Below are 25,964 nucleotides of genomic sequence, written 5' to 3'. Positions count from 1 at the left end.
GTCCGAAAGTCGCCTCCGGTCCCGCATACTGATACAGGCCTTCGCATCCGGCGCGCCTCGGCTAGCATGCGGAGCATCATGCGTTTCGGGCTGCTTCTTCTTAGCTGCCGCGGCGAGGGCCTGTAGTCGAGGCCGACTCCCTCCCCGCGGAGCTTGGCGTTGCGTCGTCGGCCGTCCTTTCCGGACCTCTTGAGGAGCCCACGCACCATGGCGAACCGCCAGCAGCCCACCTCCATGCCGATCCACAAGTACCGGCCTTACGAGCAGGTCGACATCCCCGACCGCACCTGGCCCGACCAGCGGATCACCAAGGCCCCGCGCTGGCTCTCCACCGACCTGCGCGACGGCAACCAGGCCCTGATCGACCCCATGTCGCCGGTGCGCAAGCGCGCCATGTTCGACCTGCTGGTGAAGATGGGCTACAAGGAGATCGAGATCGGCTTCCCGGCCTCCGGCCAGACCGACTTCGACTTCGTGCGCTCCATCATCGAGGAAGAGGGCGCGATCCCCGAGGACGTGACGATCTCCGTCCTGACCCAGGCCCGTGAGGACCTGATCGAGCGGACCGTGGAGTCCCTGAAGGGCGCCCGGCGCGCCAACGTCCACCTGTACAACGCGACCGCCCCGGTCTTCCGCCGGGTCGTCTTCCGCGGCTCCAAGGACGACATCAAGCAGATCGCCGTCGACGGCACCCGGCTGGTGATGGAGTACGCGGAGAAGCTGCTGGGCCCCGAGACCGAGTTCGGCTACCAGTACAGCCCCGAGATCTTCACCGACACCGAGCTGGACTTCGCCCTGGAGGTCTGCGAGTCGGTCATGGACGTCTGGCAGCCCGGCCCGGACCGCGAGATCATCCTCAACCTGCCGGCCACCGTGGAGCGTTCGACCCCGTCCACGCACGCGGACCGCTTCGAGTGGATGCACCGCAACCTCTCCCGCCGCGAGTTCGTCTGCCTGTCGGTCCACCCGCACAACGACCGCGGTACGGCCGTGGCGGCGGCCGAGCTGGCCCTGATGGCGGGCGCCGACCGCGTCGAGGGCTGCCTGTTCGGCCAGGGCGAGCGCACCGGCAACGTCGACCTGGTCACCCTGGGCATGAACCTCTTCTCCCAGGGCGTCGACCCGCAGATCGACTTCTCCCACATCGACGAGATCCGCCGTACCTGGGAGTACTGCAACCAGATGGAGGTCCACCCGCGCCACCCCTACATCGGGGACCTCGTCTACACGTCCTTCTCCGGCTCCCACCAGGACGCCATCAAGAAGGGCTTCGACGCCATGGAGGCCGAGGCCGAGGCCAAGGGCGTCACCGTCGACGACATCGAGTGGGCGGTGCCCTACCTGCCGATCGACCCCAAGGACGTCGGTCGGTCCTACGAGGCGGTCATCCGCGTCAACTCGCAGTCCGGCAAGGGCGGCATCTCCTACGTCCTGAAGAACGACCACAAGCTGGACCTGCCGCGCCGGATGCAGATCGAGTTCTCGAAGATCATCCAGGCGAAGACGGACGCCGAGGGCGGCGAGATCACGCCGAAGGAGATCTGGGACGTCTTCCAGGACGAGTACCTGCCGAACCCGGACAACCCGTGGGGCCGCATCCAGGTCAGGACGGGTCAGACGACCACCGACAAGGACGGCGTCGACACCCTGACGGTCGAGGCCACCGTCGACGGCGACGACACGGTCCTGACCGGCACCGGCAACGGCCCGATCTCCGCGTTCTTCGACGCCCTGCAGTCCATCGGCATCGACGTACGCCTGCTGGACTACCAGGAGCACACGATGAGCGAGGGCGCCTCCGCGCAGGCCGCCTCGTACATCGAATGCGCGATCGACGGAAAGGTCCTGTGGGGGATCGGCATCGACGCGAATACGACACGTGCCTCGCTGAAGGCGGTCGTCTCCGCGGTCAACCGAGCCGCCCGCTGACCCTCTGACCTCCGGGTTCACGGCCCCGTCCGCCTCCTGAGGCGGACGGGGCCGCGTCGTGCACCGGCCATTTCGGCCGAAGATCACGAGGAGGTCTCGTCCGGGGTACTGACTCCGCCTCAACAATGTGGCTAACATCACGCCAGCAGCGGCGATGTTGCCGCGGCGAGGACGGAGGTGCGACGTGCTGCCAGGACGGGGACGCAACGGCCCGGAAGCCCGCAAGGGCCGCATTTCGCAGGTCCTCGGCGTCCGCATCGCGTGGACCACCGTCGGCGACGGCGAGTTCTTCTGCCCCGGCTGCGGGGGCGACCGCAACTACCAGCGCCTCACCGGACGCCGCCGCCTCACCCTCGCCGGCCTGCCGGTCGTGCCGCGCGGGGAGACGGGTCCGGTCGTGGAGTGCGCGGCCTGCGGCCACCACTACGGCACGGACGTCCTCGACCACCCGACCACCACCCGCTTCGCCGCGATGCTCCGCGACGCCGTCCACACCGTGGCCCTGGCGGTCCTCGCCGCAGGAGGCACCTGCTCCCGTACGTCCCTGGAGACGGCCGCCGCCGCCGTCCGCTCCGCCGGCTTCGACGACTGCACGGCGGACGGGCTCAGCGCCCTGGTCGACGCCGTGGCCGCCGACACCGGCCGGGTCTGCGGCGAACCGGGCGGCGGCGCGAGTCTGGCCATAGAGCTGCACGAGGCCCTGGACCCGCTCGCCCCGCACCTCGCCCCCGCCGGCCGGGAGTCCATCCTCCTCCAGGGCGCTCGCATCGCCCTGGCCGACGGCCCGTACACCCCTGCGGAACGCGACGTCCTGGCCACGGTGGGCGCGGCCCTGACGATCTGCTCGCAGGACGTGACCCGCCTGCTCGCGGCGGCCCGCACGGTGTCGTAATCGCAACGACGGGGCACCGGTCACTCGGTCCGGCTCCGGCCCTGACCGGCCCGAGTTACCGTCACAGCAGCCCGGCCGCCGCGAGACACTTCCCGACCTCCTCCCGCTCCTCCTGCGTGAGCGGCACCTGTGGCTCCGCCGTCACCGGACACGCGATCACCCCGCGCAGATGCAACGCCGCCTTGAACGCGCCCAGCGCCGACGAACTCCCGCCCATCCGGGCCGGGTCCCCGACACCGACCATGCCGTACAGCGCGCACAGCCGCTCCTGTTCGGCCCGCGCCGCCTCCCAGTCGCCCGCGCGGCACAGCCGGTCCAGCCGGACATAGCCCTCCGGGTCCACGTTGGCCAGCCCGGGCACCGCCCCGTCGGCGCCGAGCGCCAGGGCCGAGTCGACGACCAGCTCCGAACCCGTCAGCGCGCTGAACCCCAAGAGCGCGGGACGCGACCGCACCCCCGTCACGACCGCACGCAGACCGGCCAGGTCACCGCTGGAGTCCTTCAGCCCGGCCAGCGTCCTGTCCGCCGCCAGTTCCAGCACCAGCTCCCAGCCCAGCTTCACGTGCACGGACACGGGGATGTCGTAGGCCACGACCGGCACGGGGGAGTGCTGTGCGACCAGCCGGTAGTGCCGGGCGATCTCCGCGGGGTGCGTCCGTGTGTAGAAGGGCGCCGTCACGACGACCGCGTCCGCGCCCGCCCGTGTCACAGAGGTCACGTGGTCCAGCACCCGGGGTGTCGTCATGTCGATGGCCCCGGCCAGTACCGGCACCTGCCCGGCGACATGGGCCACCACCGACTCGACCACGGCGGCCCGTTGACGGTCCGTGAGGTGGGCGGCCTCGGAGGAGGACCCGAGCACGAACAGGGCGTCCACCCCGCCGTTCAGCAGATGGTCCACCAGCCGCAGAAGAGAGGGCACATCCACCTCGCGGTCCGGTGTCAAGGGGGTGCAGACGGGCGGGATCACTCCGGTCAGCGGGGCGGGGAAGGGCATCGGGGCTCCCGGACGTGTTCTTGTTCGTGGCGCCGCGCCCGCCATGGCGGTGGCCGTGGAGGGCCGGGACGGCCGACGTGTTCGGCTCGGAGGCGGCTCGCCCCCTCCCCGGGATGGTGGCAGCGGGAGCGGTGGCGGACGGCCGCCGACGCGCCCGTCCGCCACCCGCGAAACGGCCCGCCCCCGCGGGGCCACCGGCCGACACTGGACCGATGAGCGATCACGAACCGGACGACGGCAGCAGGGCCGACGGCGGAGGCTGGGACCCCGGGACTCCCGGCGTCCTGCGACTGCCGTCCGGACGGCTGGTGCGCGGGCGGGGCCTGCGGCGGCCCGTGCCGGACGGGCCCGCGCCCACGTACGGGCTGTATCTGCTCGGCAAGCGGCCCCCGGACGTGTCCTGGGACTCCGACTGGCTGCGGTGGCCCGACTTCGGGTTGCCCAGCAGCCGTGGCGAGGCCCGGCGGCTGCTGACCGAGGCATGGGAGCGCGCCGCGCGCGGGCGCGTCGAGGTCGCCTGCGGCGGCGGACGTGGCCGTACCGGTACCGCTCTCGCCTGCCTCGCCGTACTGGACGGCGTACCGCCGGAGCGGGCCGTGGCCTATGTGCGCGCCCACTACGACCGGCACGCCGCGGAAACGCCCTGGCAGCGGCGGTACGTACGGCGCTTCACAGGCCGAGCGTCATGATGAGCCGGTCCTCCCCGGCCCCGAAGTAGTCCTTGCGCACCCCCTCGTCGGACGAGAACCCCAGCGACCGGTAGAGCATGATCGCAGCCGCGTTCGCCGGCTCCACCGTCAGCCGTACCTCGCGCACCTCCTCGGCCCGCAGCCGGCGCAGCACCTCCAGCATCAGCCGCCGCCCGAGCCCGCGCCCCCGCTGGTCCCTGGTCACACCGAGGCTGACGATCCAACTCCGGTAGCGGTCCGGCGTGGTGACGTAGAGGACGTATCCGTGCAGGCCCTGCCCGTCGTCGAGCACCAGCAGACAGTCCCCGTGCAGGTCGAACAGCTGGCGCAGCACGAAGTAGGGGTACGGCTCGTCGGGGAACGCCTCCCTGTCCACCCGCACCAGTTCGGGCAGGTCGTCCTCCGTGACCCCCCGCATCGTCAGGGGGCGGTCGACGAACGCCCGGTCGTGGAACAGAGCCGGTCCGGTGGACCCGCCACGGGAAGGGAAACGTTCCTCTGGAAACACAGTCATGCCGCCCCCCTGCGGAATGGAGTCAAGCGCGGGTGACCATCCGTACGGGTGGTACGAGTGGGACGCGCGCTGTCTGCCGTTCGGGTATGTTCGACAGATTTCCGACCATCTTGAGCGGGACGATCCAGCCCGTTCAAGGCAGGATCAGGTCCAATAAGTCATTCGCCCCGATGCGCCCCCGGTGCGCCCCGAGTGGCCCAACTGCGTCGCCCGGTTGGCCCAGGGGGGATCCCGCCCGGTCTTCCGATTGGTACGCTCGACCAATGACCTTCAGATCGCCGGGGGATGTACAGCTGAATGCGGACGTATCATGGGCCGCATTCGACCCCATTGCCTACGTCGAGCACAATTACCGCGGCCTGCAGGCGGAGGACGCGGAGATCCTTCAGATCGTAGGCGATCATTTCGGCGATCATTTCCAGGGACGTGACACCGCCCGCGTTTCGGGCATCGATGTCGGGGCCGGTGCGAACCTCTACCCGGCGCTCGCCATGCTCCCCTGGTGCGACGAGATCACCCTCTACGAGCGCTCGCCGTCGAACGTCCGCTACCTCGAGAGCCAGGTCGCCTCCTACGACGGGAACTGGGACCAGTTCTGGGACCTCCTGCGCAAGAACGAGGCTTACGGCTCACTGGAGTTGGACCCGCGCGCCAGGTTCCGGGACGTGGTCCGGGTCCAGTCGGGCAACCTCTTCGACCTGGTGCGGTACCAGGGTCGCTGGTCCATGGGGACCATGTTCTTCGTCGCGGAGTCGATGACCACCTCGCACGCGGAGTTCGCCCGCGCCGTCGAGTGCTTCCTGCGCGCCCTGGCCCCCGGTGCCCCCTTCGCCGCCGCGTTCATGGAACATTCGTCCGGTTATCACGCGGGCAAGCATTTCTTCCCGGCGTGCGACGTGGGAGAGTTGGAGGTGTACGAGAGTCTCGTGCCTTTCGCGGGCGAGTTCAAGACCATGCGTCTCAAGGCTTCGGCCGCCGTGCGTGAAGGCTATTCGGGAATGATCGTCGCCTACGGCTGGACGAATTCGGAGTCCGACATTCCGGAGTCCGATATTCCGGCCGTTTGAGGACCGCATCGTCACAACAGAAGACGGCACGTCCTCCAATGACGGCAGCGCGGCCTGTGTGAGGGGCATGGGATGCAGATCAAGCCACGCCAGCATCTGCTGGACATCTGGCAGGCGATCGCCCGCCACTCGTTCGACGGCGGGGAGTGGACCTGGGGCAAACGGGGTGGGGAGAGCAGCGTCGCCGACGCCGAGCGCCTGCTCTGCATCCTGTACCCGGCCACCGAGATCCCCGCCTTCCGCCTGGACGACCCGGACACCACACAGGACGACGTCCAGAGGGTGATGAAGCGGGCCGGCGGGCGCCTGGAGATCCCCGCGAACCTCGTCACGGCGACCGCCGAGTTCATGCGCAGGCACACCGACGAGAAGAGACCCACGTTCGCCGGCGGCCACTACTTCGTGTCCGGGGACAAGGACCGGGACCTCACCCAGGAACAGCGCGACCTCGGAGTCGTCGACTCGTACTCCATGTCGATCACCCTGTGCCTGGCCACCCTCGGCTTCCTCAAGATCTACGAGTCGAAGACCCGGCGCGGGGACATCCTGGAGACCATCCAGGAGGTGCGCGCCGCCACCAGCAACCGCCTCACCGCGGCCATGGTGAGCCTGCTGCGCTCCTTCACCATCAACGTCTTCGACACCGACTCCTCCCAGGGGCGCACACTGTGCGAACTCCTCGGCCAGGGACGGCTGTCGCAGCGGCACGTGCTGCGCAGGTTCCAGGACCGCTTCGAGGCCCTGCGCGCCGCCATCGTCGAGAGCTTCGTCCTCGGTGTCGACGTCGAGGAAGGCCTCAAGGACCCGAACCAGCTCTTCGAATGCGGCTGGGGCTGGAGCATCGTCAGGGACGCGCCCGAGGTCGCGACCGAAGAACCCATCGGGCCGCAGCCCCAGGGCGTCGCCAACCCGGTGCCGTACCTCTACTTCACCGTCGTCGCCCTCGACGGTATCCAGGACCTGTTCTCCGACCGCACCCTCACCCTCGGCCTGCTCAACCCCGAACAGCAGCGGCTCGCCGAGGCGTTACGACTGCGCTGGGAGATCACCCAGCAGTTCTGGTCCGGCATCGCGCGCTTCGGCGGCGACCGCTGGCCCCTCGAGGACATCCCCTGGCGCACCACGGGCCAGAAGCTCGAATCCGAGTACTTCTCCCTCTCCGTCGCCGCCATCCTCGTCCACGACCTGATGCGTCGCCGCGCCACCGACGACGACCTGACCCGCACCGTCAGCGTCATGGAACGCCTCGCCGAACGCGGACGCATCACCAGCCGCATGACCCGCGACGACCCCATGGTCCGGCTGCACCACCCCGGCGTCACCCTGCCGTTGCAGGGCAGCGAGAGCGTCGGACCGCCCATGCAGTGGATCATGAGCGACTTCTCCGCTCAGCTGCTCAAGCGGACCATCCAGCTGTGCACACTGTCCCGCAACCTGGGCTCGCACGACCGGCTGCTCCGGCTCGCCGAGGACATCTTCGACCACCTGTGGCGGCGCCGGATCGGCGACGGCGAGGGCACCGGCCTGTGGGACAACGTCCACGCCGCCTACCCCGACACCCCGCCGTACGAGGGGCAGGTGTCCTGGAGCGTCACCGAGCGCGTCACCGAGGTGATGGTCCAGGTCCACCAGATGTACAAGCAGCCCCCCATCCGCAGCTCCGAACTGACCGTGCTGGCCCGCGCGTTGCTGAGCGAGTCGACCCACCTCCTCGGCAACGAGCAGATGGAGCCCGCGCCGGCCTCCGAGGGAAACCGCGGCATGGAACTCAGGAGCATCGAGGTCAAGTTGCGCCGCGCCCGCAAGCTCGTGGACGAACAACCCGGCACCGCCTGCTCGTTGACCCTCGACGTCCTCGGACAGCTCGACGCCCTCGCCCGGGCCCGCGAAGCCGCGGCCCAGGGGGTGTGACCGTGCTCGTCTTCGCGGCCTCCGACAAGGGAGGCACGGGCCGCTCCGTCACCAGCGCCAACCTGGCATACCACCGGGCGCTGGCCGGCGACGACGTCTGCTACCTGGACTTCGACTTCGGCTCGCCCACCGCGGCGGCCGTCTTCGACGTGCCCGACGCCCGCCGGGCCGCCGAGGACCGCGGCCTGCACTCCTACCTGACCGGCGAGGTCGGCGAACCGGCCCGCATCGACGTCTGGGCCGAGACCGAACACCCGGTGCTGCGCAACCGGCCCCCCGGCTCGGGCAGCCTGGTGCTGATGCCCGGCGACGTCAGCGGCGGCGAGTTCGCCACCACCGACGACACCCTGCGCCGCTGCGTCGACCTCCTGCTGCGGCTCAACGGCGAGTTCGACATCATCGTCGTCGACCTCAGCGCCGGCCGCAGCTACGCCGTCGACATGGCCCTGGAGGCCACCTCCCAGCGCGAGCTGCGCGGTGTCCTGGCCCGCTGGCTGGTCTTCCACCGCTGGACCCGGCAGCACGTGGGTGCCGCGGCGAGCCTGGTCTACGGCAAGCGCGGCATCGTCGCCGGCGGGGTGGCCCGCGGCCACGACGAGGAGGCGCTGCGCAACGTCATCCGGTTCGTCCGGGCCGCCGTACCCGACCCCGAGTCCGCGCTGTGGTCGCAGGTGTCGGCGACCCAGTCGGCGTGGATGCGCGCCTGCGACCGCGACCTGAAGCAGATGTCCTCCACCCTCGGCATCGGATACGCCCAGGTCCTCGGCTCGGTGCCGCTGGAGCCCGTCCTGCAGTGGCGCGAGCAGCTCATCACCGACGAGGACGTCCTCGACAGCCAGATCGCCAACCGGGAGACATGGGAGGCACTGAGCGAACTGGCGAACCGGCTGACCGACGACAAGTACTGGGAGCAGCCGTGACGGAAGCCGTGTTCCGCGAGACCACCGCAGAGCCCCGCACCCAGTCCGTACCGCTCGCCCACCTCTCCCTCGAACTCGGCCACCTCTACATGGAGGACTTCGAGGCCGGGCCCGAGCGGCTGCGCGAGCACTTCGCGGAGGTGCGCGTCTGGGTGGACGCCGCCCGGGCCGCCGCCGCCCGCCGCACCGGCGGCAAACGGCCCCGCATCAGCACCTGCTTCCTCATCGACGACTACTTCACCCGCTTCTCCACCCCCGCCGAACTCGTCCCCGTGGTGCTTCAGGAGGCCGAGCGGGCCGGCCTCGTCATCGACTACCTGGCCCGCGAGTCGGGCTGCGCCGTCGCGGACAAGATCGAGCTCGCCGAGGCCGTGATGCACCGCCTCGTCGAGTCGCCCCCGCCGGGCAGCCACGGCTCCCGCCCGCCCGTCAGCCAGACCGGCTGGCTCGCCAACGGGCAGCGCAGCCCCGGCTCGCGCAGCGCCATGGGCGAGATCACCGGCTGGCAGCCGCCGCAGGAGACCGCCGCCCGCAACCACTCCGTGTTCATGGACGTCGAGCTGTGGTCGGAGAAGGACGGACAGCGGCTGTGGTCCTGCCCGTTCCTCGCCGCCGTCTGGCAGCTCGCCCGCCTCGGCCTGCTGCGCCACCTCGGCGAACCCGTCCTCGTACCGCGCCCCTGGAACGGCCGCGACTTCCCCCACGAGTGGGACCGGCTGCCGCCGCTGATCCAGCTCAACCCGACGGCGGCACCGTTCAGCGCGTACCGCACCTGCACCCTGATGCCCAACCGCTTCCTCGCCGTCGAGGACGCCGTACGGCTCGTCCTCGACCAGATAGACGTGGACTCGGGCGCGCTCAAGCAGGTCGCCGAGCGCTCCGCCCGCGAGGGCGCGGCGGTGCCGGACGCGGTCGCGCAGCGCGCCACGTACGTCTTCTACGAGGAGCCCGCCGGCGCCTTCACCGCCGAGGGGAGCTGAGATGCCGGCCGTGGGACAGTCGGCGCGCCCGGTGCTCGCCTGCGGTGAGGTGCGGACCTGTCTGCTGCCGTCCTTCCACGCGCTGGACGGCCGGGCCGCCGCCCAGCTGCTGAGGCTGCGCGCCGACGAACACGTCCGGGTCTCCGAGCGGCCCAACCTGTACGCCCTGTCCCCGGACGTCCTCACCGGCGTGGACTGCCGGCTGCCCACCTCCAACGGCGCCAAGGTACGCGCCGTCGGCACGGTGGCCGCCCGCGCCGCACTCACCGAGGGCCGCGTCCTGCAGGCCACCGCCTACTTCAGCGCCCCGGCCGCCGGCCCCGACACGCGCCGGCCCTGGGGCCACTACCTGGTCAGGCCCGGCCTGGTCGAACCCTTCGGGAAGCTCCCCGAACAGGCCACCGCCGAAGGCGTCCTGCGCGGCGGCGCACGCGGCGAACTCGACCTCGGAATGATCGCCGAGGGACTGCTCGCCCAACTGCTGCGCCACCCGCTGCTCGACCACAAGGCGCCCTTCAAGTCCCGGCGCACCCATCTGCGCTGGGCCGCGCGACGAGCCCCCGAGGGCGAGGGGCCGTCGCTTCAGCGCTTCACCCTCGCCGAGCACGGGCTGCGGACCGTGGAACTGAGGCTTCCGGAGGACGTCCCGGCCGCCGCGGCCGCGGGCCTGTGCGAGGACCTCGCCCTGCACGACTGGCTGCTGACGACCGTCGTGCACATGCTGGACAGCAGCCGGCTCGGTGCGGCGGACGGCCCCTCGGCCGTCCTCGCGCTGCGCCCGGCCGTCGATCACCTGCTGCATCTGTGGATGCCGCGCGCACACGTGGACCGCACCCTGGGTCACCTGTGGGACGTGCTGGAACGGGAGCCGGGGTTCACCCGTCAGTGGCAGACCCTGGTCCAGCGCATCCGTGACCAACTGGCCGTCCAGGCCATTCCGTTGCTGCACGAGGCACTGAGCACACGCTGAAGGGCGGCACGAACCGACAATCGCGACGGGGGAGAGGCGACATGACCGGAACGTCAGGAGCGTCATCAGGGGAAGCACGCGGGGCGTCGAGGAGCGAGGAGGGGCAGCGCTCACCGAACCTGTTACGGAAGACACTGGTCACGGCGGTGGTGGCCGCCGCCACCTACCTGCTGACCAACGTCCTCAACCAGGACAAGAACCAGGTGTGGCAGCTGACCGTGTCCGTCGTCCTCGGTGGCGCGGCACTGATCATCCAGTACCTCGTGGACTTCGAGCAGCGGCTGAACTCGATGGAGCAGGGCCTGGACAAGTACCACCTGGAGATGCGACGGGAGGTCGAGGGGGCATTCGCCCGGATCAGTGAGGCGACCGAACTGTTCAGCGAGGTGGACCGCTCGGTGCTGCGGTCCGACGGCGTGGCCCGGCTGGCCCGCGCCTACACACATGTGGGCCGCCAGGAGTCACAGCTGGTGAAGGACTTCGCCCAGGACCGCATCGCCCAGCTCGCGTCCACGATGGAGAGCCTCAGCCGTGGGAGCACGGACTGTCCGGGCGAGGAGCACGACTGGCTGATCGCCCTCACCGCGTGCTGCACCCGCACCCTCGAGGCCACCAGCACCCCCGTGGACCGCGACTTCTGGACCAGCGAGCCCGCCAACCGCTATCTGAAGGCACAGGAGGAGGCCGTCAAGCGGGGAGTGCGGGTACGACGGCTGTTCCTCGTGAAGAATCCGCTGGAACGCACCGAGGAACTGGAGGAACTCTGCCGCAGCCAGCGGGACCTCGGCATCGACGCACGCATCGCGGTCCGCTCGGAACTGCCGCAGCGGGCCCGCCTGACGCTCACGAACGACTTCATCGTCTTCGACGGGCAGCTTTGCTACGAGATAGAGCCGGACGTGGACGTGGTGCCGGCCAAGACCCTCCTGAAGATGACACCCGCACACGTCCAGGAGCGCATGAAGCGGTTCAACGTCCTGTGGGAGGCGACCGAACCCACCGGGCCCGACCCCCTGCCGGCACCGACCGCCGCGTCTGGCTGAGCGTACGCCGGGCGTCGGAGGTCGGTTTCGGAGCCGGAGCCTCAACTGTTGGTCAGGGCGCGGTCCAGGAGAGAGAGCAGGCGGTCCCAGTGGCGCTTCAGCCCGGAGGCGCTGAAAGCGTCGGTGTCGGACATGGTGAAGCCGTGGACGGTGCCGGGGTAGATCTCGGAGGTGTAGCCGACACCTGCGGCATCCAGGGCCTGGTTGAGCTCGCCGAGGGCCTCGGGTGTCATGTCGCCTTCGGCGTGGCGAGGTGGACCTCGGCGGTGAGCTTGGAGAGGAGATCGCGCCCGCCGGCGCCCACGGGGCCGTGGAATCCGGCGACGGCGGCGACCTGGCCGGGGTGGGCCGCGGCGGTGCGGATCGCCAGGAGGCCGCCTATGCAGTAGCCGGTCACCGCGACCGGACCGGCGCCGACCTCGGGCTGGGTGGTGAGGAACCTGAGGTAGGCGTCGGCGTCGCTCAGAACACGTTCGGGGGTGTGCGCCTCGATCAAGGGCATCAGCTGGGCGAAGACCGCAGGCCGGACCTCTTCTCCGATGTGCTCGGGAAGTTCGATCACCGGTGCCGGGCCGTGCCGGTAGAAGGGGTTGGGGAGAAGCACGTAATACCCGTGCCCGGCCAGTTCCCGGGCCATCTCCCGCAGCACGGGCCGGATGCCGAAGCCGTCCGCGTACATCAGCACCCCCGGATGCCGCTCGCCGTGGTCGGGGAAGGCGGCGAATGCGTCAGCCTGACCGTCCGCGGTGGGAATCTGGAGCGTCTTGGTGGGCATGAATACTCCTGTCGTGGTTGATGTGTCGAACCTCTGATCAACACGACGGAGGCGGAGCTCGCGCGGCAACGCAAGATCCTCGATCGGAAAAGGGGCCCGCACCGGCCCGCACGGCGCTCAGAAGCGCACCGGGTCACCAATCCGTGTGTGGCGCAATGCCGTCCCGGTATTCATCCCCACAACGTAGCCCGCCGAACAAGGCCGACGCCAGCACCCCCAAGCGCCGCAGCGGTTCTCCGCTCCGGCCTCGCGGGCACCTTGGACAGCCCTTATCGAACCGGTAGCGATCGCAGCCCGCTCTCGGGGGCTGTCGAGGCATCACGGTGGGAGGGGCCTGGGCCGGCTCGGGCATAGCCCTTACTCATCCCCGTGAGCAGCACCCGGCTGGCGTTCGCCATGCTGGAGGAGTCGCCCGAGGACTGAAGGCCCTCCCGGCAGCACGTCGGGCTCGGTCTCCCGCGCGAGTGAAGATCGAGGGGTTGGGGCCGCCTTCATGCCCCGTGCCAACGGCCCTGCGTCGAAGGGGATTGAGATCCTCGCCCGCAAGCCCGTGGAATTCGAGCGAGTCATGTGAGGCTCCTGTGAGAAGCTGCCGATGACCATGTGGCACATGACATGTGCCGTTCAGTACCTCGCAGGGGGAATCTTCGTGATCAACGCTCGACGCCGGCGTGCGTTCCGGGGTGCGCTGGCGGCCACCGCCGTCACGGCCGCGCTGGCCGCCACGGCCGGTACGGCCTTCGCCTCCGGCGACCCGGCCGGGGCCGCCCGGATGCGTGCCGTGGCCGGGGCGCAGCAGCAGGCACGGGCCGCCCAGAGCCTGGGACCGCGCGCCCGCGTGGCCGGGACGGTGGAAACGCCCAGCTTCGCGATGACCGCCGTGCACAAGCAAACCGCCGAGCTGTACCTGTACTTCACGGACCGCAAGGGCGGCTTCGAGCCCCGCGAAGATGTGGGGGTCACTTTCGAAGCCATCGCCGACTCGATCGACGTCGACAACGACAAGGACGGGTGGAGCGACGGCACCTGGTACCTCGGCAAGGACGGGAAGCTGGACTACGACTGGATCGACGACCAACTCGGCTACCACACCCAGCGCGTCGGCACGGGCTGGAACATCTACACCACGGTTCTCTCGCCCGGGAACCTCGGCGGTGCCAAGGAGGCCGACCTCATCGCCGTCGACATGGCCGGTGTCCTGTGGGAGTACCTCGCCTACCCGGACGGCACCCTCACCTCGCGGAAACGTGTCGGCACAGGCTGGGGCCAGTACACCCAGATCGCCGGCCAGGGTGATCTGACCGGTGACGGCAAGGCCGACATCGTCGCCCGCGACAAGTCCGGCGTCCTGTGGCTGTACAAGGGAACCGGCGACTACAAGGCCCCGTTCGCCCCGCGTACGAGGATCGGCGGCGGCTGGAACATGTACGACCGGCTGCTGTCGGTCGGCGACCTCGACGCCGACGGAAAGCCGGACCTGATCGCCCGCAAGCCGAACGGCGACCTGCTCCGGTACTCGGGCACCGGCAACACCCAGTCCGTGTTCCAGAAGCCGGTCGAGATCGGCAGCGGGTTCCAGGCCTACAACCTGCTGTAGCGGTACGTATCGACGAGACGGGCTGACGGGTCGCTGTCTGCGGCCCGTCGGCCGGGCGGTGTCAACTCGTGCGCGAGACCAGCGGTCCGCGCACGAACGCCGTCCAGGCGGCCGTGCCCACGAGCACCACGGGACCTCCGGGCACCTTGCTGTCCCGGACGGGGACGACACCGGGGACTCCGTCGGCTACCTCGACACAGCTGCCGCCGTTGTCGTCGCTGTAGCTGCTCTTGCGCCAGCGGGCGGCGCCGGGGAAGTCGTACGCGACTTCGACGCAGTCACCGCCGTTGTCGTCGCTATAGCTGCTTTTGCGCCAGCGGGCGTTGCTCAGGTCGTACCCGCGCATCGTCTGTGGTCCTCCGCCGCCGACTGGATCAGGGCGAGGGACGCCTTCGGCGGCAGTGCGGCGGCCCTGAGCAGATCGTATGCTCCCTGCACACGCTTCACCAGGGCCGGATCGTCGAGCAGGTTTCCCGAATACACCGCCTCTGTATAGACAGTTGGCGGCGCTTCCTCGAACTCGAAGAGTCTGACCATGCGGCCCATGAGCGGGTAGGCGCCCGCGCTCGTCGGCAGCACCTGCACCAGGACCCTGCGCTCCCCGGCCAGTTCCGCGATGTGGTCCAACTGTGCCGCCATCTCGGCCTCGCCACCGACCGGGATGCGTACCACGTGCTCATGCAGGATCACCCAATACACGGGCCGTGCAGCGCCCGCCAGGACCTGTGCACGCTCCACACGAGCCGTGACCCTCTCCTGGATGCACTCCTCGGCGACGAACGGGTTGCTCGCCAGGGTCACCGCTCGGGTGTACTCCGCCGTCTGCAACAACCCCGGCACCAACGTAGGCGCGAACTCGCAGATCTTCGTCGCCGTCCGCTCGAGCTCCACCACCTGCGCGAAATAATCCGCATACCTCGCGTCATCAATGAGCTTTCGCCACGTGCGCTCGAAAAAGCCCTCGGTTTGCAAGGCCTCGTCGATGCGCTGTGCCACGTCCAACTGAGGTTTGCGAATCGCCTGTTCGAATTGGCCGATGTAGCCGCCCGAGACGAAAACACGCGTTCCCAGCGCCGCCTGGGTGAATCCCGCGTTCTCCCGCCGCCGCTTCAGTTCGGCACCGAAGAACTCCCAAGCAGCCTGCCGCGCACCGTTGGCCATGGCTCAACGCACCCCCACTGCCTCGCACTTGTAGGGCACAGACACCTGTCGAGTGTAGATGCAGAGCGTCACCATGGAGATGCGAAGCGTGAAATTGCATGGGGAAGGGGAGCACGGTGACTGCAGTACACGTATCACTCGGGGGACGAGACTCGGCGCACCGCGTCGAAGAGGCGGAGGAGACTGTGGAGGAATTGCGGGCTGCGCTCGCGAGCGTCGGAATCACATTGCCGTCGCTCCGGCTCGACCCGGCAAGCCTGGCGCGGGAGACACCCTGTCCGCTGGTGGAATTGGGCGGCTGTTCCGCCGAGGTCGCCGCCCGGCTCGCGGCGGCGCTGCGGGCGCGGCCGGCGGCGGAGGTGCGATGAAGAAGAAGCCGCCGATCGGGTCGTACGCCGTCGACACCCGCAGCGGGAGGGTGGGCATCGTCATGGGGCACGAGGGCCCGTACGTACAGCTGAGACCGTACGGCGGGGGCAAGGAGTGGGACGTCGAACCGGAGGCCGTGCGCCCGGCGACCCAGGCCGAGCGCCTGCGGGCCGCCACGGCGTACGCCAACGCACGCAGCCGCGGTGAGGTCCCTTGAGGACCCCGCCCGAGGCGGGCCCGTCGTAGGCGAGAATGGACCCCATGAGTCTGTTCCGCGACGACGGCATCGTGCTGCGCACCCAGAAGCTGGGTGAGGCGGACCGGATCATCACGTTGCTCACGCGGGGTCACGGACGTGTACGCGCCGTGGCCCGCGGGGTGCGCCGGACGAAGTCGAAGTTCGGGGCCAGGCTGGAGCCGTTCTCGCACGTGGACGTGCAGTTCTTCGCGCGCGGGAGCGAGCTGGTCGGGCGCGGGCTGCCGCTGTGCACGCAGAGCGAGACCATCGCCCCCTACGGCGGTGGCATCGTCACCGACTACGCCCGGTACACAGCCGGGACCGCCATGCTGGAGACCGCCGAGCGGTTCACCGACCATGAGGGGGAGCCGGCCGTCCAGCAGTATCTGCTGCTGGTCGGGGGCCTGAGGACGCTCGCCCGTGGTGAGCACGCGCCGCACCTCGTCCTGGACGCCTTCCTCCTGCGCTCCCTCGCCGTCAACGGCTACGCGCCCAGCTTCAGCGACTGCGCGAAGTGCGGCATGCCCGGGCCGAACCGCTTCTTCTCGGTCGCCTCGGGCGGGTCCGTGTGCGCCGACTGCCGGGTGCCCGGCAGCGTCGTACCCTCGCCGCAGGCCCTGGAACTGCTCGGCGCGCTGCTGACGGGAGACTGGGAGACGGCGGACGCGTGCGAGGCGCGGTACGTCCGGGAGGGCAGCGGACTCGTGTCGGCGTATCTGCACTGGCACCTGGAGCGGGGGCTGCGCTCGCTCCGGTACGTGGAACAGTAGAGCGACGCGGCGTCACAGCTGTCAGAGCGGCAGACCGGCGCAGCGGCGCAGCGAACAAGACCGAAGAACCGAGGAGCGAGAAGCACATGGCCGTACGCGGGTTTCTGGGGCGCCAGCGCCGGGAGTACAGGACGCCGGAGCCGCACCCGTCCGGCGCGCGGCCGCCGAAGCTCCCCGGGGAGCTGATCCCGAACCACGTGGCGATCGTCATGGACGGGAACGGGCGGTGGGCCAAGCAGCGCGGGCTGCCGCGCACCGAGGGGCACAAGGTCGGTGCCGAGCGGGTGCTGGACGTGCTGCAGGGCGCGATCGAGATGGGTGTCGGGAGCATCTCGCTGTACGCCTTCTCCACCGAGAACTGGAAGCGTTCGCCCGACGAGGTCCGCTTCCTGATGAACTTCAACCGCGACTTCATCCGCAAGACCCGCGACCAGCTCGACGAACTGGGCGTGCGGGTGCGCTGGGTGGGCCGTATGCCCCGGCTGTGGAAGTCCGTCGCCAAGGAGCTCCAGGTCGCCCAGGAGCAGACCAAGGGCAACGACCGGCTGACGCTGTACTTCTGCATGAACTACGGCGGCCGCGCGGAGATCGCGGACGCGGTGCAGGCCATCGCGGAGGAGGTCAAGGCCGGCCGGCTCGACCCGTCGAAGATCTCCGAGAAGACGGTGGCGAAGCACCTGTACTACCCGGACATGCCGGACGTCGACCTGTTCCTGCGCCCGAGCGGCGAGCAGCGGACCTCCAACTACCTGCTGTGGCAGAGCGCCTACGCCGAGATGGTCTTCCAGGACGTGCTGTGGCCGGACTTCGACCGGCGCGACCTGTGGCGGGCGTGCGTCGAGTACGCCTCCCGCGACCGCCGCTTCGGCGGCGCGATCCCGAACGAGGAGCTGCTGGCGATGGAGGGCCGCACCGAGGGCAGCTGATCAAGGGAGGTACGATCCCGCCTCGTGGTCATGGACACGGGGCGGGACCAAGCCGGACAGGGAGCGGTGGAGTTGGCCTACCGGCCGACGCGGAGGGACTTTCTGGCGGCTGTCGTGGTGCGCGAGCGCAGACGGCGGCTGCACCTGCTCCGATGGTGCCTCGCCGCGGTCTTCCTCGCCCTCGCCGCGCAGGCCGCGACCTCCGAGAACATGTCGGCGTTCTCGGTGGGGACAGGGGTTTTCTGCGCTGCCGTGATCTGGGCGGTCCCGCATCTCCAGGCCCACCACGCCCTGCGCACGGTCGCCTGGCAGGGGGAGTACCGCACGGCCGTGACGGGGGCCGGGGTCGCGGTCGAGACCGCGCACACGAGGCTCCTGCAGCGCTGGTCGCTCTTCCGCGGCTATCGCGAGACACGCGACCACATGGTGTTGTTCAGCCGCGACCCGAACATCCTGCTCGTGGAGGTGCTGCCCAAGCGCGGACTGGGCTCCCCGCAGGACGTGGGCCGGCTGCGCGCGCTGCTCGACCGGCACCTGTCCCGCGTATGAGCGCCGTCCGCAGCTGTCTGGCCGTCGTCGTCTTCGCCTGTGCGGGGCTTGCCGTGGGCTTCGCATTCCTCGTCACGGCCGGCATGGACTCGCCCGGTTGGCAGGACAACACGGCGCCGATGGCTGTCGCCCTGTCGGTGGTCGCGGCGCTGCTGTCCGCCGGAGGACTGGCGCTCGCCGGGCGGCCGTACGGCGGATGGTGGGTGGTCGTCGCCGCCCTCGGCGCCCTCATCGCGCTGCGGATGTGGACGCTCGCCCCGGCGCTGCACTGCTGGTCGTACGACAGCGTGGGGCGGAACGACGACGGGTCCTACTCCTGCGGGAACCGCTACGACGGGGACCCCTGAGCCCCAATCGGTCCGTCAGCCCCCGGGGGCGGCGTCCGCGCACTGCGCGCACTCCGCGCACGTGCCGAAGATCTCCACCGTGTGGGCGACGTTGACGAAGCCGTGCTCTGCCGCGATCGCCTCCGCCCACTTCTCCACCGCCGGGCCCTCGACTTCGACGGCCTTGCCGCAGACGCGGCAGACCAGGTGGTGGTGGTGTTCGCCGGTCGAGCAGCGTCGGTAGACGGACTCGCCGTCGGAGGTGCGCAGGACGTCGACCTCGCCGGCGTCGGCGAGGGACTGCAGGGTGCGGTAGACCGTCGTCAGGCCCACCGAGTCGCCCTTGTGCTTGAGCATGTCGTGGAGCTCCTGCGCGCTGCGGAACTCGTCGACCTCGTCGAGGGCCGCCGCGACAGCGGCACGCTGCCGGGTGGCGCGGCCCTTCACGGGCGGTCCTGCGGTGGTCACCGGTTGCCTCCCCTTTGATGGCAGCTTATGTCTGCGTCTTGCCGGGCCATTGTGCCAGCCCGGCCTGTGCGGGGTCAGACTCCGACCTCGTCGCCTGCCCCCCGGGTGGCCGGAATCGCGCACTCTGCGGGGTCCCCGGAGGGCTGCGCGGCGGCGAGCGCCCGCGCGCGTCGCCGGGCCAGCGGAGTGGCGAGGGCGGTGAGTGCGATGAACGCGGCGATGGTCAGCAGCACGATCGTCGCGCCGGGCGGCACGTCCTGGTAGTACGACGTGATCGTGCCGCCGAGGGTGACGGTCACGCCGATCGCGACCGCGATCGCGAACGTCGCCGCGAAGCTGCGGCCGAGCTGCTGCGCGGCCGCCACCGGGACCACCATCAGCGCGGAGACCAGGAGGAGACCGACCACCCGCATGGCGACGGTCACGGTCACGGCCGCCGTGACCGCCGTCAGCAGGTTCAGGGCGCGCACCGGCAGGCCCGTCACCCGGGCGAACTCCTCGTCCTGGCTGACCGCGAAGAGCTGGCGGCGCAGGCCGAGCGTGACCAGGACGACGAAGGCGGCGAGCAGGCAGATCGCCACCACGTCGGACTGCGAGACGGTGGACAGCGAGCCGAACAGGTACGACGTCAGGTTCGCGTTGGAGCCGCCCGGTGCGAGGTTGATGAACATCACGCCGCCGGCCATGCCGCCGTAGAAGAGCATCGCGAGCGCGATGTCACCGCGTGTCTTGCCGTACCAGCGGATCAGTTCCATGAGGACCGAACCGAGGACGGAGACGGCCGTCGCCATCCACACGGGGGAGGTGGACAGGAGGAAGCCGAGGCCGACGCCCGTCATCGCCACGTGGCCGATGCCGTCGCCCATCAGGGCCTGGCGGCGCTGGACGAGGTAGATGCCGACGGCGGGGGCCGTGACGCCGACCAGGACGGCGGCGAGCAGGGCCCGCTGCATGAAGGCGTAGTTCAGGAAGTCCATCAGCTCAGCAGTCCCGTGCGGATCGGTTCGGTGCCCGCGGCGTCGTGCGGGTGGACATGGTCGTGGCCGGGCAGGGCGTGCTGGCCCACCGCCTTCGGGGGCGGGCCGTCGTGCAGTACGCAGCCGTCGCGCAGGACGACCGCCCGGTCGATCAGGGGCTCCAGCGGGCCGAGTTCGTGGAGCACCAGCAGGACGGTGGCGCCGGAGGCCACCTGGTCCTTCAGCGTCCGGGCGAGTACTTCCTGGCTCGCCAGGTCGACGCCCGCCATCGGCTCGTCCATGATCAGCAGCTCGGGCTCGGAGGCGAGCGCGCGGGCGATCAGCACGCGCTGGTGCTGGCCGCCGGACAGGGCGTTCACGGAGTCCTTGGCCCGGTCGGCCATGCCGACGAGGTCCAGGGCGTGGCGCACGGCCTCGTGGTCGGCCTTGCGCAGGATGCCGAAGCGCGCCCGGGACAGGCGGCCCGCGGAGACCACCTCGGTCACCGTGGCGGGCACGCCGCCCGCGGCGGTGGTGCGCTGCGGCACGTACCCGACGCGCCGCCAGTCGCGGAAGGCGCGCCGCGGGGTGCCGAAGAGTGCGATCTCCCCGGTGCTCACCGGCACCTGGCCGATGATGCTCCGCACGGCGGTCGACTTGCCCGAGCCGTTCGCCCCGAGCAGCGCGACCACCTCACCGCGGTGCACGGTGAGGTCGATACCGCGCAGGACGGGGCGCGAGCCCAGGTCGGCGCGTACGCCGCGCAGCGATATGACGGGCTCACCCATCGCGTCCATGCCGTCCATGCCGTCCTCCGTAGCGATCACTTGGTGCCCAAAGCGGACCGCAGTGCCTTGAGGTTGGACTCCATGACCTGGAAGTAGTCGCGGCCGCGGGACTTCGGCGTGATGCCCTCGAGCGGGTCGAGGACGTCCGTCTTCAGGTTCGCGTCCTCGGCGATGGTCTTCGCGGTCTTGTCGCTGACGAGCGTCTCGTAGAAGACCGTGGAGACGCCGTCGGCCTTGGCCATCTTCTCCAGGTCGCGGACGCGTGCGGCGCTGGGCTCGGACTCGGGGTCCAGGCCGTTGATGGCCTCCTCGGTGAGACCGTAGCGCTCGGCGAGGTAGCCGAAGGCGGCGTGCGTGGTGATGAAGACCTTGGTCTTCGTGTTCCTCAGACCTTCCGCGTACCGGGTGTTCAGGTCGCCGAGCTTCTTGACCAGCGCGTCGGTGTTCTTCTTGTACGTGTCCGCGTGCTCGGCGTCCGCCTTCTCGAAAGCGGCGCCGACGCCCTTGGCGACCTGGGCGTAGCGCACCGGGTCGAGCCAGATGTGGGGGTCCTTGCCGCTGGACTCCTCGCCCTGGTGGGTGTCGTGGGCGGCCGCGTGCCCGCCGACCTCGTTGCCGTGCTCCTCCTCGGAGGTCAGGGAGGCGGCGTCGATCTTCGTCTTGATCTCGGACTGGGCCACCGCGTCGTCGACGGAGGGTTGCAGGCCCTTGAGGTAGAGGACCGCGTCGGACTCCTGGAGCTGCGCGGTCTGCTTGGCGCTGATCTCCAGGTCGTGCGGCTCCTGGCCGGGCTGGGTCAGACTGGTGACATGCACGTACGACCCGCCGATCTGCTCGGCGAGGAAGGCCAGCGGGTAGAACGACGCCACGACGTCGAACTTGCCGCTGTCGCCCCCCGCCGCGTCGGCCGAGGAGCAGGCGGAGAGGGCTCCGAGGCCGAGGGCGGTGGCCGCCGCGACCGCGGCCCCGGTTATGAGGCGTCGTCGTACGTTCATGACAGTCATTTTCATCAAATATGGAAACCGTTGTCAACAAGCTCCGGCGTGGGCTCGTGCACGGAACCGATTTGATTGCAGGGGAGCCACCGCCGGTACCCTGAAGCATTCGCTTAGAAGCGTCTCGCTTCGTCGCCCGTCGTCGTAATGAAGAGAGCACCGTGGCCGCCGACAAGATCGACACCATCGTCAGCCTGAGCAAGCGCCGTGGCTTCGTATTCCCCTGCAGCGAGATCTACGGTGGTCAGCGTGCCGCCTGGGACTACGGGCCGCTGGGTGTCGAGCTCAAGGAGAACATCAAGCGCCAGTGGTGGCGCTACATGGTGACGTCGCGCGAGGACGTGGTCGGTATCGACTCGTCCGTGATCCTGGCCCCCGAGGTCTGGGTCGCCTCCGGCCACGTCGCCACCTTCACGGACCCGCTGACCGAGTGCACCTCCTGTCACAAGCGGTTCCGCGCCGACCACCTGGAGGAGGCCTACGAGGCCAAGCACGGCCGCCTCCCGGAGAACGGCCTCGCGGACGTCAACTGCCCGAACTGCGGCAACAAGGGCCAGTTCACCGAGCCCAAGCAGTTCTCCGGCCTGCTCTCCACCCACCTCGGCCCGACCCAGGACTCCGGCTCCATCGCCTACCTGCGTCCCGAGACCGCGCAGGGTATCTTCACCAACTTCGCCCAGGTGCAGACCGCTTCGCGTAAGAAGCCCCCCTTCGGCATCGCGCAGATGGGCAAGTCCTTCCGCAACGAGATCACGCCGGGCAACTTCATCTTCCGCACCCGCGAGTTCGAGCAGATGGAGATGGAGTTCTTCGTCAAGCCGGGCGAGGACGAGAAGTGGCAGGAGTACTGGATGGAGCAGCGCTGGAACTGGTACACCGGTCTCGGCCTGCGCGAGGAGAACATGCGGTGGTACGAGCACCCGAAGGAGAAGCTCTCCCACTACTCCAAGCGCACCGCCGACATCGAGTACCGCTTCCAGTTCGGCGGCAACGAGTGGGGTGAGCTGGAGGGCGTCGCCAACCGCACCGACTACGACCTCACCGCGCACTCCAAGGCCTCCGGCCAGGACCTCGTCTACTTCGACCAGGAGGCCGGCGAGCGCTGGACGCCGTACGTCATCGAGCCCGCGGCGGGTGTCGGGCGCACCATGCTGGCGTTCCTGCTCGACGCGTACGTCGAGGACGAGGCGCCCAACGCCAAGGGCAAGATGGAGAAGCGCACGGTGCTGCGCCTCGACCACCGTCTGGCCCCCGTGAAGGTCGCGGTGCTGCCGCTGTCCCGCAACCCGGAGCTGTCGCCGAAGGCCAAGGGCCTCGCGCAGGCGCTGCGCAAGCACTGGAACATCGAGTTCGACGACGCGGGCGCGATCGGCCGCCGCTACCGCCGCCAGGACGAGATCGGTACGCCGTACTGCGTGACGGTGGACTTCGACACGCTGGAGGACAACGCGGTGACGGTGCGTGAGCGGGACTCCATGAAGCAGGAGCGGGTGTCTCTCGACCAGATCGAGGGGTACCTGGCCGGGCGGCTCCTGGGCTGCTAGGCGCCGGGCGCTCCGCGCGCGACCGCGGGACGAGGACGCCGGGCGGGCTGGATGGTTTCCAGCCCGCCCGGCGTCTTCTGTTCGGACTCCCGGAGGTGCCGCCCGGGTGAATGCCCGGTGGGCAGGTCCTGCCGGAGCCGCCAGAAAGCAAAAAAGATCTTCATACTGCGTGCATGCGGACACAGGAGAAGATTCCCGCCCTGATCCACCAGACCTGGAAAGACACCGACGTACCCGAGAAGTGGCGCAAGTGGGTCGATTCCTGGCGTCTGCATCACCCCGGCTGGGGATACCGGCTGTGGACCGACGCGGACAACCGCGCCTTCCTCCAGGAGCACTATCCCTGGTTCCTGCCGATCTACGACGGCTACCCCGAAGCGATCATGCGGGCCGACGCGATCCGCTACTTCCTGCTCGATCATTTCGGCGGGCTCTATGTGGACATGGACTTCGAGTGCCTGAAGCCGGTCGACGCACTCCTCGACGGGCGCGAACTCGTCCTCGGCTGCGAACCCGAGGCTCACACGCGTCTGCTGCTGGCCCGCCGGAGCGGATTCGGCCGCATCGTCGGCAACGCGTTCATCGCGTCACGGCCGGGCCACCCCTTCTGGGCCCATGTGCACCGGCAGCTGGTCGGCGCTCACCGGGCGCCCGGTGCTCTGGAGGCCACAGGCCCCTTCTTCCTCACCAGGGCCGTCGACAGCGCCCCGGAGCCCGCCTCGGTCACGGTCCTCGGGTCGGAAGTCCTCTATCCCGAGGTGAGCCCTTACGCGGCAGAGCTGTTCGGCCCTCAGAAAACCGACTGCGAGGGTGCGTACGCCGTGCACCACTGGTCCGGCAGCTGGGTGCGGGACGACTCCGATGCAGTGCGGATCTCGGCCGGCAGGCGGTTCCGCTTCTGGGCGAGCCAGGGACTTCAACCGCTCGCCGACGGTCAGCTCGGTCTTGACGCCCAGCGGCGCCGCTGGGCCTCGGGCGCGCCCGCGCCCACGGTGTCGTGCCTGATGGTGACGAAGGGCCGCCTGGCGATGGCGAGCCGCGCGATCGCCTGCTTCGGTGCGCAGACGTACCGCGCACTGGAGCTGGTCGTCGTGGACGACGGCGCCGACGACGCCCTCGAGCGGTTCATCCGGGAGCTGGGCGACCCGCGGATCCGCCATCACCGGCTCCCCCCGGAGGGGCGGACGCTCGGCGAACTGCGCAACGAGGCGGTGGACCGGGCCACCGGGCCCTACGTATGCCAGTGGGACGACGACGACCTGTACGACCCGGAGCGGGTCGAGTCGCAGATGGCGGCGATTCTCGCCCTCGGCGCGGATGCCTGTTTCCTCGCCCGTGAACGCCTGTGGTGGCCCGCTCGCCACAAGCTCGCGATCTCCTGCGCGCGGGTCTGGGAAGGATCGATGATCTGCGCCAAGGACCGGATGCCCCGCTACCCGGCACAACGCCGGGGCGAGGACACACCGGTGGCGGAAGAGGTGGTCCGCACCTGCCGGGTCGTCTCCATCGACGCGCCGGAGCTGTACACCTACGTCTGCCACGGCGGCAACACGTTCGAGGAGTCGCATTTCGCCGAGCACTTCGAGGTGGCGACCCAGGTCTGGGCCGAACCCGGCGCGTACGCCGAGCGGTTGCTGGCCATGGCGACCCGGCTGCCGATCGAGCCGCGGGACATCGCCCACGCCGAGACCGGCGCCGCCGCCGCGGGAGCGGCCGACGAACGACCGCGCACGGCTGCCGAACCGGCTCCGGGCCCGGCGAGCGAGCGGCCCCTCGTGCTGGTGCTCACGCCCCTGAAGGACGCGGCCGCGCACCTGCCCGGCTATCTGGAGAAACTGCGCTCCCTGGACTATCCGCGTGAGGCGATCTCCCTGGGGCTGCTGGAGGGCGACAGCGAGGACTCGACGCCGGAACTGCTGCGGCAGGTCCTGCCCGGCCTCGAGGCGGAGTACCGGCGGGTCACCCTCGTCCACCGCGACTTCGGCCTCCACGTCGCCGGGCCGCGCTGGGAGCCGGGCCTCCAGCGCCGGCGCCGGTCGGTGCTGGCCAAGGTGCGCAACCACCTGCTCACCCGGGCCCTTGCCGACGAGGAGTGGGTGCTGTGGCTCGATGTGGACGTCACCGACTACCCGGCCGACCTGATCCAGCGGCTGCTCGGGGCGCGCAAGGACATCGTCGTCCCGCACTGCGCCACCACGGCCGGGGGACCCACGTACGACCTCAACACCTTCGTCCTCCACCCCGGCGCCGGCACGCTCGACTGGTCCCGGTGGCTTCGCGACGGCATTCTGCAGCCGCCCAAGGGGTTCGGCCGGATCTACCTCGACGAGCTGCGCGGCAAAGGGCTTGTCCGGGTGGACTCGGTCGGTGGCACCGTGCTGCTGGTCCGCGCCGACCTGCACCGCGACGGCCTGATCTTTCCGCCCTTCCCGTACCGGTACCTCATCGAGACCGAGGGCCTGGCCGCGATGGCCCGGGACATGGGCACCGCCTGCTGGGCGCTGCCGGATCTGGAAGTGCTGCATCCGCTGCCCGTCCCGGATCCGGCCGACACCGCGGTGCTGTCCCCGTCCTGAACGGAGCGGTGCCG

General features: G+C 70.0%; 25 protein-coding genes and 1 pseudogene. 17 read left to right on the top strand and 9 right to left on the bottom strand.

Annotated elements, in window-relative coordinates; genetic code table 11:
- Positions 1-207: 207 nt before the first annotated feature.
- Together leuA and C3488_RS06170 are read left to right on the top strand one after the other, a co-directional pair.
- Positions 208-1,929 carry a 2-isopropylmalate synthase gene (leuA, locus tag C3488_RS06175; RefSeq protein ID WP_103838279.1) on the top strand — a complete coding sequence of 574 codons (1,722 nt, stop codon included), beginning with the start codon at positions 208-210 and terminating at the stop codon, positions 1,927-1,929.
- Between the two features lie 184 nt (positions 1,930-2,113).
- The gene (locus C3488_RS06170; RefSeq protein ID WP_103838278.1) at positions 2,114-2,821 is read left to right on the top strand and encodes a TerB family tellurite resistance protein; all 708 of its coding nucleotides are present in this window, start codon (positions 2,114-2,116) and stop codon (positions 2,819-2,821) included.
- 61 nt (positions 2,822-2,882) lie between these two features.
- On the opposite strand, the gene C3488_RS06165 is transcribed toward C3488_RS06170, so the two are convergent.
- Positions 2,883-3,818 carry a dihydrodipicolinate synthase family protein gene (locus C3488_RS06165; RefSeq protein WP_103838277.1) on the bottom strand — a complete coding sequence of 312 codons (936 nt, stop codon included), beginning with the start codon at positions 3,816-3,818 and terminating at the stop codon, positions 2,883-2,885.
- A 212-nt stretch (positions 3,819-4,030) separates the two neighbouring features.
- Here C3488_RS06165 and C3488_RS06160 point away from each other — a divergent pair, with 212 nt between their 5' ends.
- Complete coding sequence (locus C3488_RS06160; RefSeq protein WP_103838276.1) at positions 4,031-4,507, top strand: protein-tyrosine phosphatase family protein; 477 nt, start codon at positions 4,031-4,033, stop codon at positions 4,505-4,507.
- Here C3488_RS06160 and C3488_RS06155 read toward each other — a convergent pair.
- Positions 4,488-5,021, bottom strand: a complete 534-nt coding sequence (locus tag C3488_RS06155) for a GNAT family N-acetyltransferase (protein ID WP_103838275.1) — start codon at positions 5,019-5,021, stop codon at positions 4,488-4,490. The two genes, C3488_RS06160 and C3488_RS06155, sit on opposite strands and share 20 nt — an antisense overlap.
- Before the next feature lie 263 nt (positions 5,022-5,284).
- Between C3488_RS06155 and C3488_RS06150 the strand changes: the two genes are divergently transcribed.
- The 6 genes from C3488_RS06150 to C3488_RS06125 all read left to right on the top strand — a co-directional run bounded on the left by C3488_RS06150 (position 5,285) and on the right by C3488_RS06125 (position 11,912).
- The gene (locus tag C3488_RS06150; protein WP_103838274.1) at positions 5,285-6,088 is read left to right on the top strand and encodes an SCO2525 family SAM-dependent methyltransferase; all 804 of its coding nucleotides are present in this window, start codon (positions 5,285-5,287) and stop codon (positions 6,086-6,088) included.
- Positions 6,089-6,160: 72 nt separating this feature from the next.
- Positions 6,161-7,999, top strand: coding sequence for an SCO2524 family protein (locus tag C3488_RS06145; RefSeq protein WP_103838273.1), 1,839 nt, complete (start codon positions 6,161-6,163; stop codon positions 7,997-7,999).
- A gap of 2 nt (positions 8,000-8,001) precedes the next feature.
- Entirely contained in the window at positions 8,002-8,919 is a 918-nt protein-coding gene (locus tag C3488_RS06140) for an SCO2523 family variant P-loop protein (RefSeq protein WP_103838335.1), read from the top strand.
- Positions 8,916-9,899: an SCO2522 family protein gene (locus tag C3488_RS06135; protein WP_103838272.1), complete on the top strand. Its 984-nt coding sequence runs from the start codon at positions 8,916-8,918 to the stop codon at positions 9,897-9,899. Before C3488_RS06140 ends, C3488_RS06135 begins: the two co-directional genes overlap by 4 nt.
- 1 nt (position 9,900) lies before the next feature.
- Positions 9,901-10,869, top strand: coding sequence for an SCO2521 family protein (locus tag C3488_RS06130; RefSeq protein ID WP_103838271.1), 969 nt, complete (start codon positions 9,901-9,903; stop codon positions 10,867-10,869).
- A 41-nt stretch (positions 10,870-10,910) separates the two neighbouring features.
- The gene (locus tag C3488_RS06125) at positions 10,911-11,912 is read left to right on the top strand and encodes a DUF6879 family protein (RefSeq protein WP_103838270.1); all 1,002 of its coding nucleotides are present in this window, start codon (positions 10,911-10,913) and stop codon (positions 11,910-11,912) included.
- 41 nt (positions 11,913-11,953) lie between these two features.
- Here the strand turns inward: C3488_RS06125 and C3488_RS06120 are convergent.
- Positions 11,954-12,687, bottom strand: a pseudogene (locus C3488_RS06120) (dienelactone hydrolase family protein).
- 610 nt (positions 12,688-13,297) lie between these two features.
- On the opposite strand from C3488_RS06120, the gene C3488_RS06115 reads away from it, so the two are divergent.
- On the top strand, positions 13,298-14,284 hold the full coding sequence (locus C3488_RS06115; RefSeq protein ID WP_103838334.1) for a VCBS repeat-containing protein: 987 nt from the start codon (positions 13,298-13,300) through the stop codon (positions 14,282-14,284).
- Positions 14,285-14,345: 61 nt separating this feature from the next.
- Here C3488_RS06115 and C3488_RS06110 read toward each other — a convergent pair whose 3' ends face one another.
- Positions 14,346-14,630, bottom strand: a complete 285-nt coding sequence (locus C3488_RS06110; RefSeq protein ID WP_103838269.1) for a DUF397 domain-containing protein — start codon at positions 14,628-14,630, stop codon at positions 14,346-14,348.
- The gene (locus tag C3488_RS06105; RefSeq protein ID WP_103838268.1) at positions 14,612-15,445 is read right to left on the bottom strand and encodes a helix-turn-helix transcriptional regulator; all 834 of its coding nucleotides are present in this window, start codon (positions 15,443-15,445) and stop codon (positions 14,612-14,614) included. Before C3488_RS06105 ends, C3488_RS06110 begins: the two co-directional genes overlap by 19 nt.
- A 364-nt stretch (positions 15,446-15,809) precedes the next feature.
- Between C3488_RS06105 and C3488_RS06095 the strand changes: the two genes are divergently transcribed.
- The 5 genes from C3488_RS06095 (at position 15,810) to C3488_RS06075 (ending at position 18,644) form a co-directional block, all read left to right on the top strand.
- Positions 15,810-16,031, top strand: a complete 222-nt coding sequence (locus C3488_RS06095) for a hypothetical protein (RefSeq protein ID WP_103838267.1) — start codon at positions 15,810-15,812, stop codon at positions 16,029-16,031.
- 44 nt (positions 16,032-16,075) lie between these two features.
- The gene (gene recO / locus C3488_RS06090; RefSeq protein WP_103838332.1) at positions 16,076-16,822 is read left to right on the top strand and encodes a DNA repair protein RecO; all 747 of its coding nucleotides are present in this window, start codon (positions 16,076-16,078) and stop codon (positions 16,820-16,822) included.
- Between the two features lie 86 nt (positions 16,823-16,908).
- Complete coding sequence (locus tag C3488_RS06085) at positions 16,909-17,748, top strand: isoprenyl transferase (RefSeq protein ID WP_103838266.1); 840 nt, start codon at positions 16,909-16,911, stop codon at positions 17,746-17,748.
- Positions 17,749-17,778: 30 nt separating this feature from the next.
- Positions 17,779-18,297, top strand: coding sequence for a YcxB family protein (locus tag C3488_RS06080; protein ID WP_258053308.1), 519 nt, complete (start codon positions 17,779-17,781; stop codon positions 18,295-18,297).
- Positions 18,294-18,644 carry a hypothetical protein gene (locus C3488_RS06075; RefSeq protein WP_103838264.1) on the top strand — a complete coding sequence of 117 codons (351 nt, stop codon included), beginning with the start codon at positions 18,294-18,296 and terminating at the stop codon, positions 18,642-18,644. The genes C3488_RS06080 and C3488_RS06075 overlap by 4 nt, the downstream gene beginning before the upstream one ends.
- Positions 18,645-18,659: 15 nt before the next feature.
- Here the strand turns inward: C3488_RS06075 and C3488_RS06070 are convergent, their stop codons facing one another.
- The 4 genes from C3488_RS06070 to C3488_RS06055 form a co-directional block, all read right to left on the bottom strand.
- Positions 18,660-19,091: a Fur family transcriptional regulator gene (locus tag C3488_RS06070; RefSeq protein ID WP_103838263.1), complete on the bottom strand. Its 432-nt coding sequence runs from the start codon at positions 19,089-19,091 to the stop codon at positions 18,660-18,662.
- Positions 19,092-19,165: 74 nt separating this feature from the next.
- Positions 19,166-20,068 carry a metal ABC transporter permease gene (locus C3488_RS06065; RefSeq protein ID WP_103838262.1) on the bottom strand — a complete coding sequence of 301 codons (903 nt, stop codon included), beginning with the start codon at positions 20,066-20,068 and terminating at the stop codon, positions 19,166-19,168.
- On the bottom strand, positions 20,068-20,853 hold the full coding sequence (locus C3488_RS06060) for a metal ABC transporter ATP-binding protein (protein WP_258053304.1): 786 nt from the start codon (positions 20,851-20,853) through the stop codon (positions 20,068-20,070). The genes C3488_RS06065 and C3488_RS06060 overlap by 1 nt, the downstream gene beginning before the upstream one ends.
- Before the next feature lie 17 nt (positions 20,854-20,870).
- The gene (locus C3488_RS06055) at positions 20,871-21,830 is read right to left on the bottom strand and encodes a metal ABC transporter substrate-binding protein (RefSeq protein ID WP_103838261.1); all 960 of its coding nucleotides are present in this window, start codon (positions 21,828-21,830) and stop codon (positions 20,871-20,873) included.
- A 161-nt stretch (positions 21,831-21,991) separates the two neighbouring features.
- Between C3488_RS06055 and C3488_RS06050 the strand changes: the two genes are divergently transcribed.
- Both C3488_RS06050 and C3488_RS06045 read left to right on the top strand, forming a co-directional pair.
- Positions 21,992-23,374 (top strand): glycine--tRNA ligase, encoded by a 1,383-nt coding sequence (locus C3488_RS06050; RefSeq protein WP_103838260.1) that lies wholly within the window; start codon positions 21,992-21,994, stop codon positions 23,372-23,374.
- Positions 23,375-23,547: 173 nt separating this feature from the next.
- Positions 23,548-25,950 carry a glycosyltransferase gene (locus C3488_RS06045; RefSeq protein ID WP_103838259.1) on the top strand — a complete coding sequence of 801 codons (2,403 nt, stop codon included), beginning with the start codon at positions 23,548-23,550 and terminating at the stop codon, positions 25,948-25,950.
- Positions 25,951-25,964 lie beyond the last annotated feature (14 nt).

The sequence above is a fragment of the Streptomyces sp. Ru72 genome, from assembly GCF_002920635.1.
Classification (GTDB): Bacteria; Actinomycetota; Actinomycetes; order Streptomycetales; family Streptomycetaceae; genus Streptomyces.
Note: the sequence above shows the minus strand (reverse complement) of the source record. Positions and strands in the feature narration are given on the sequence as shown.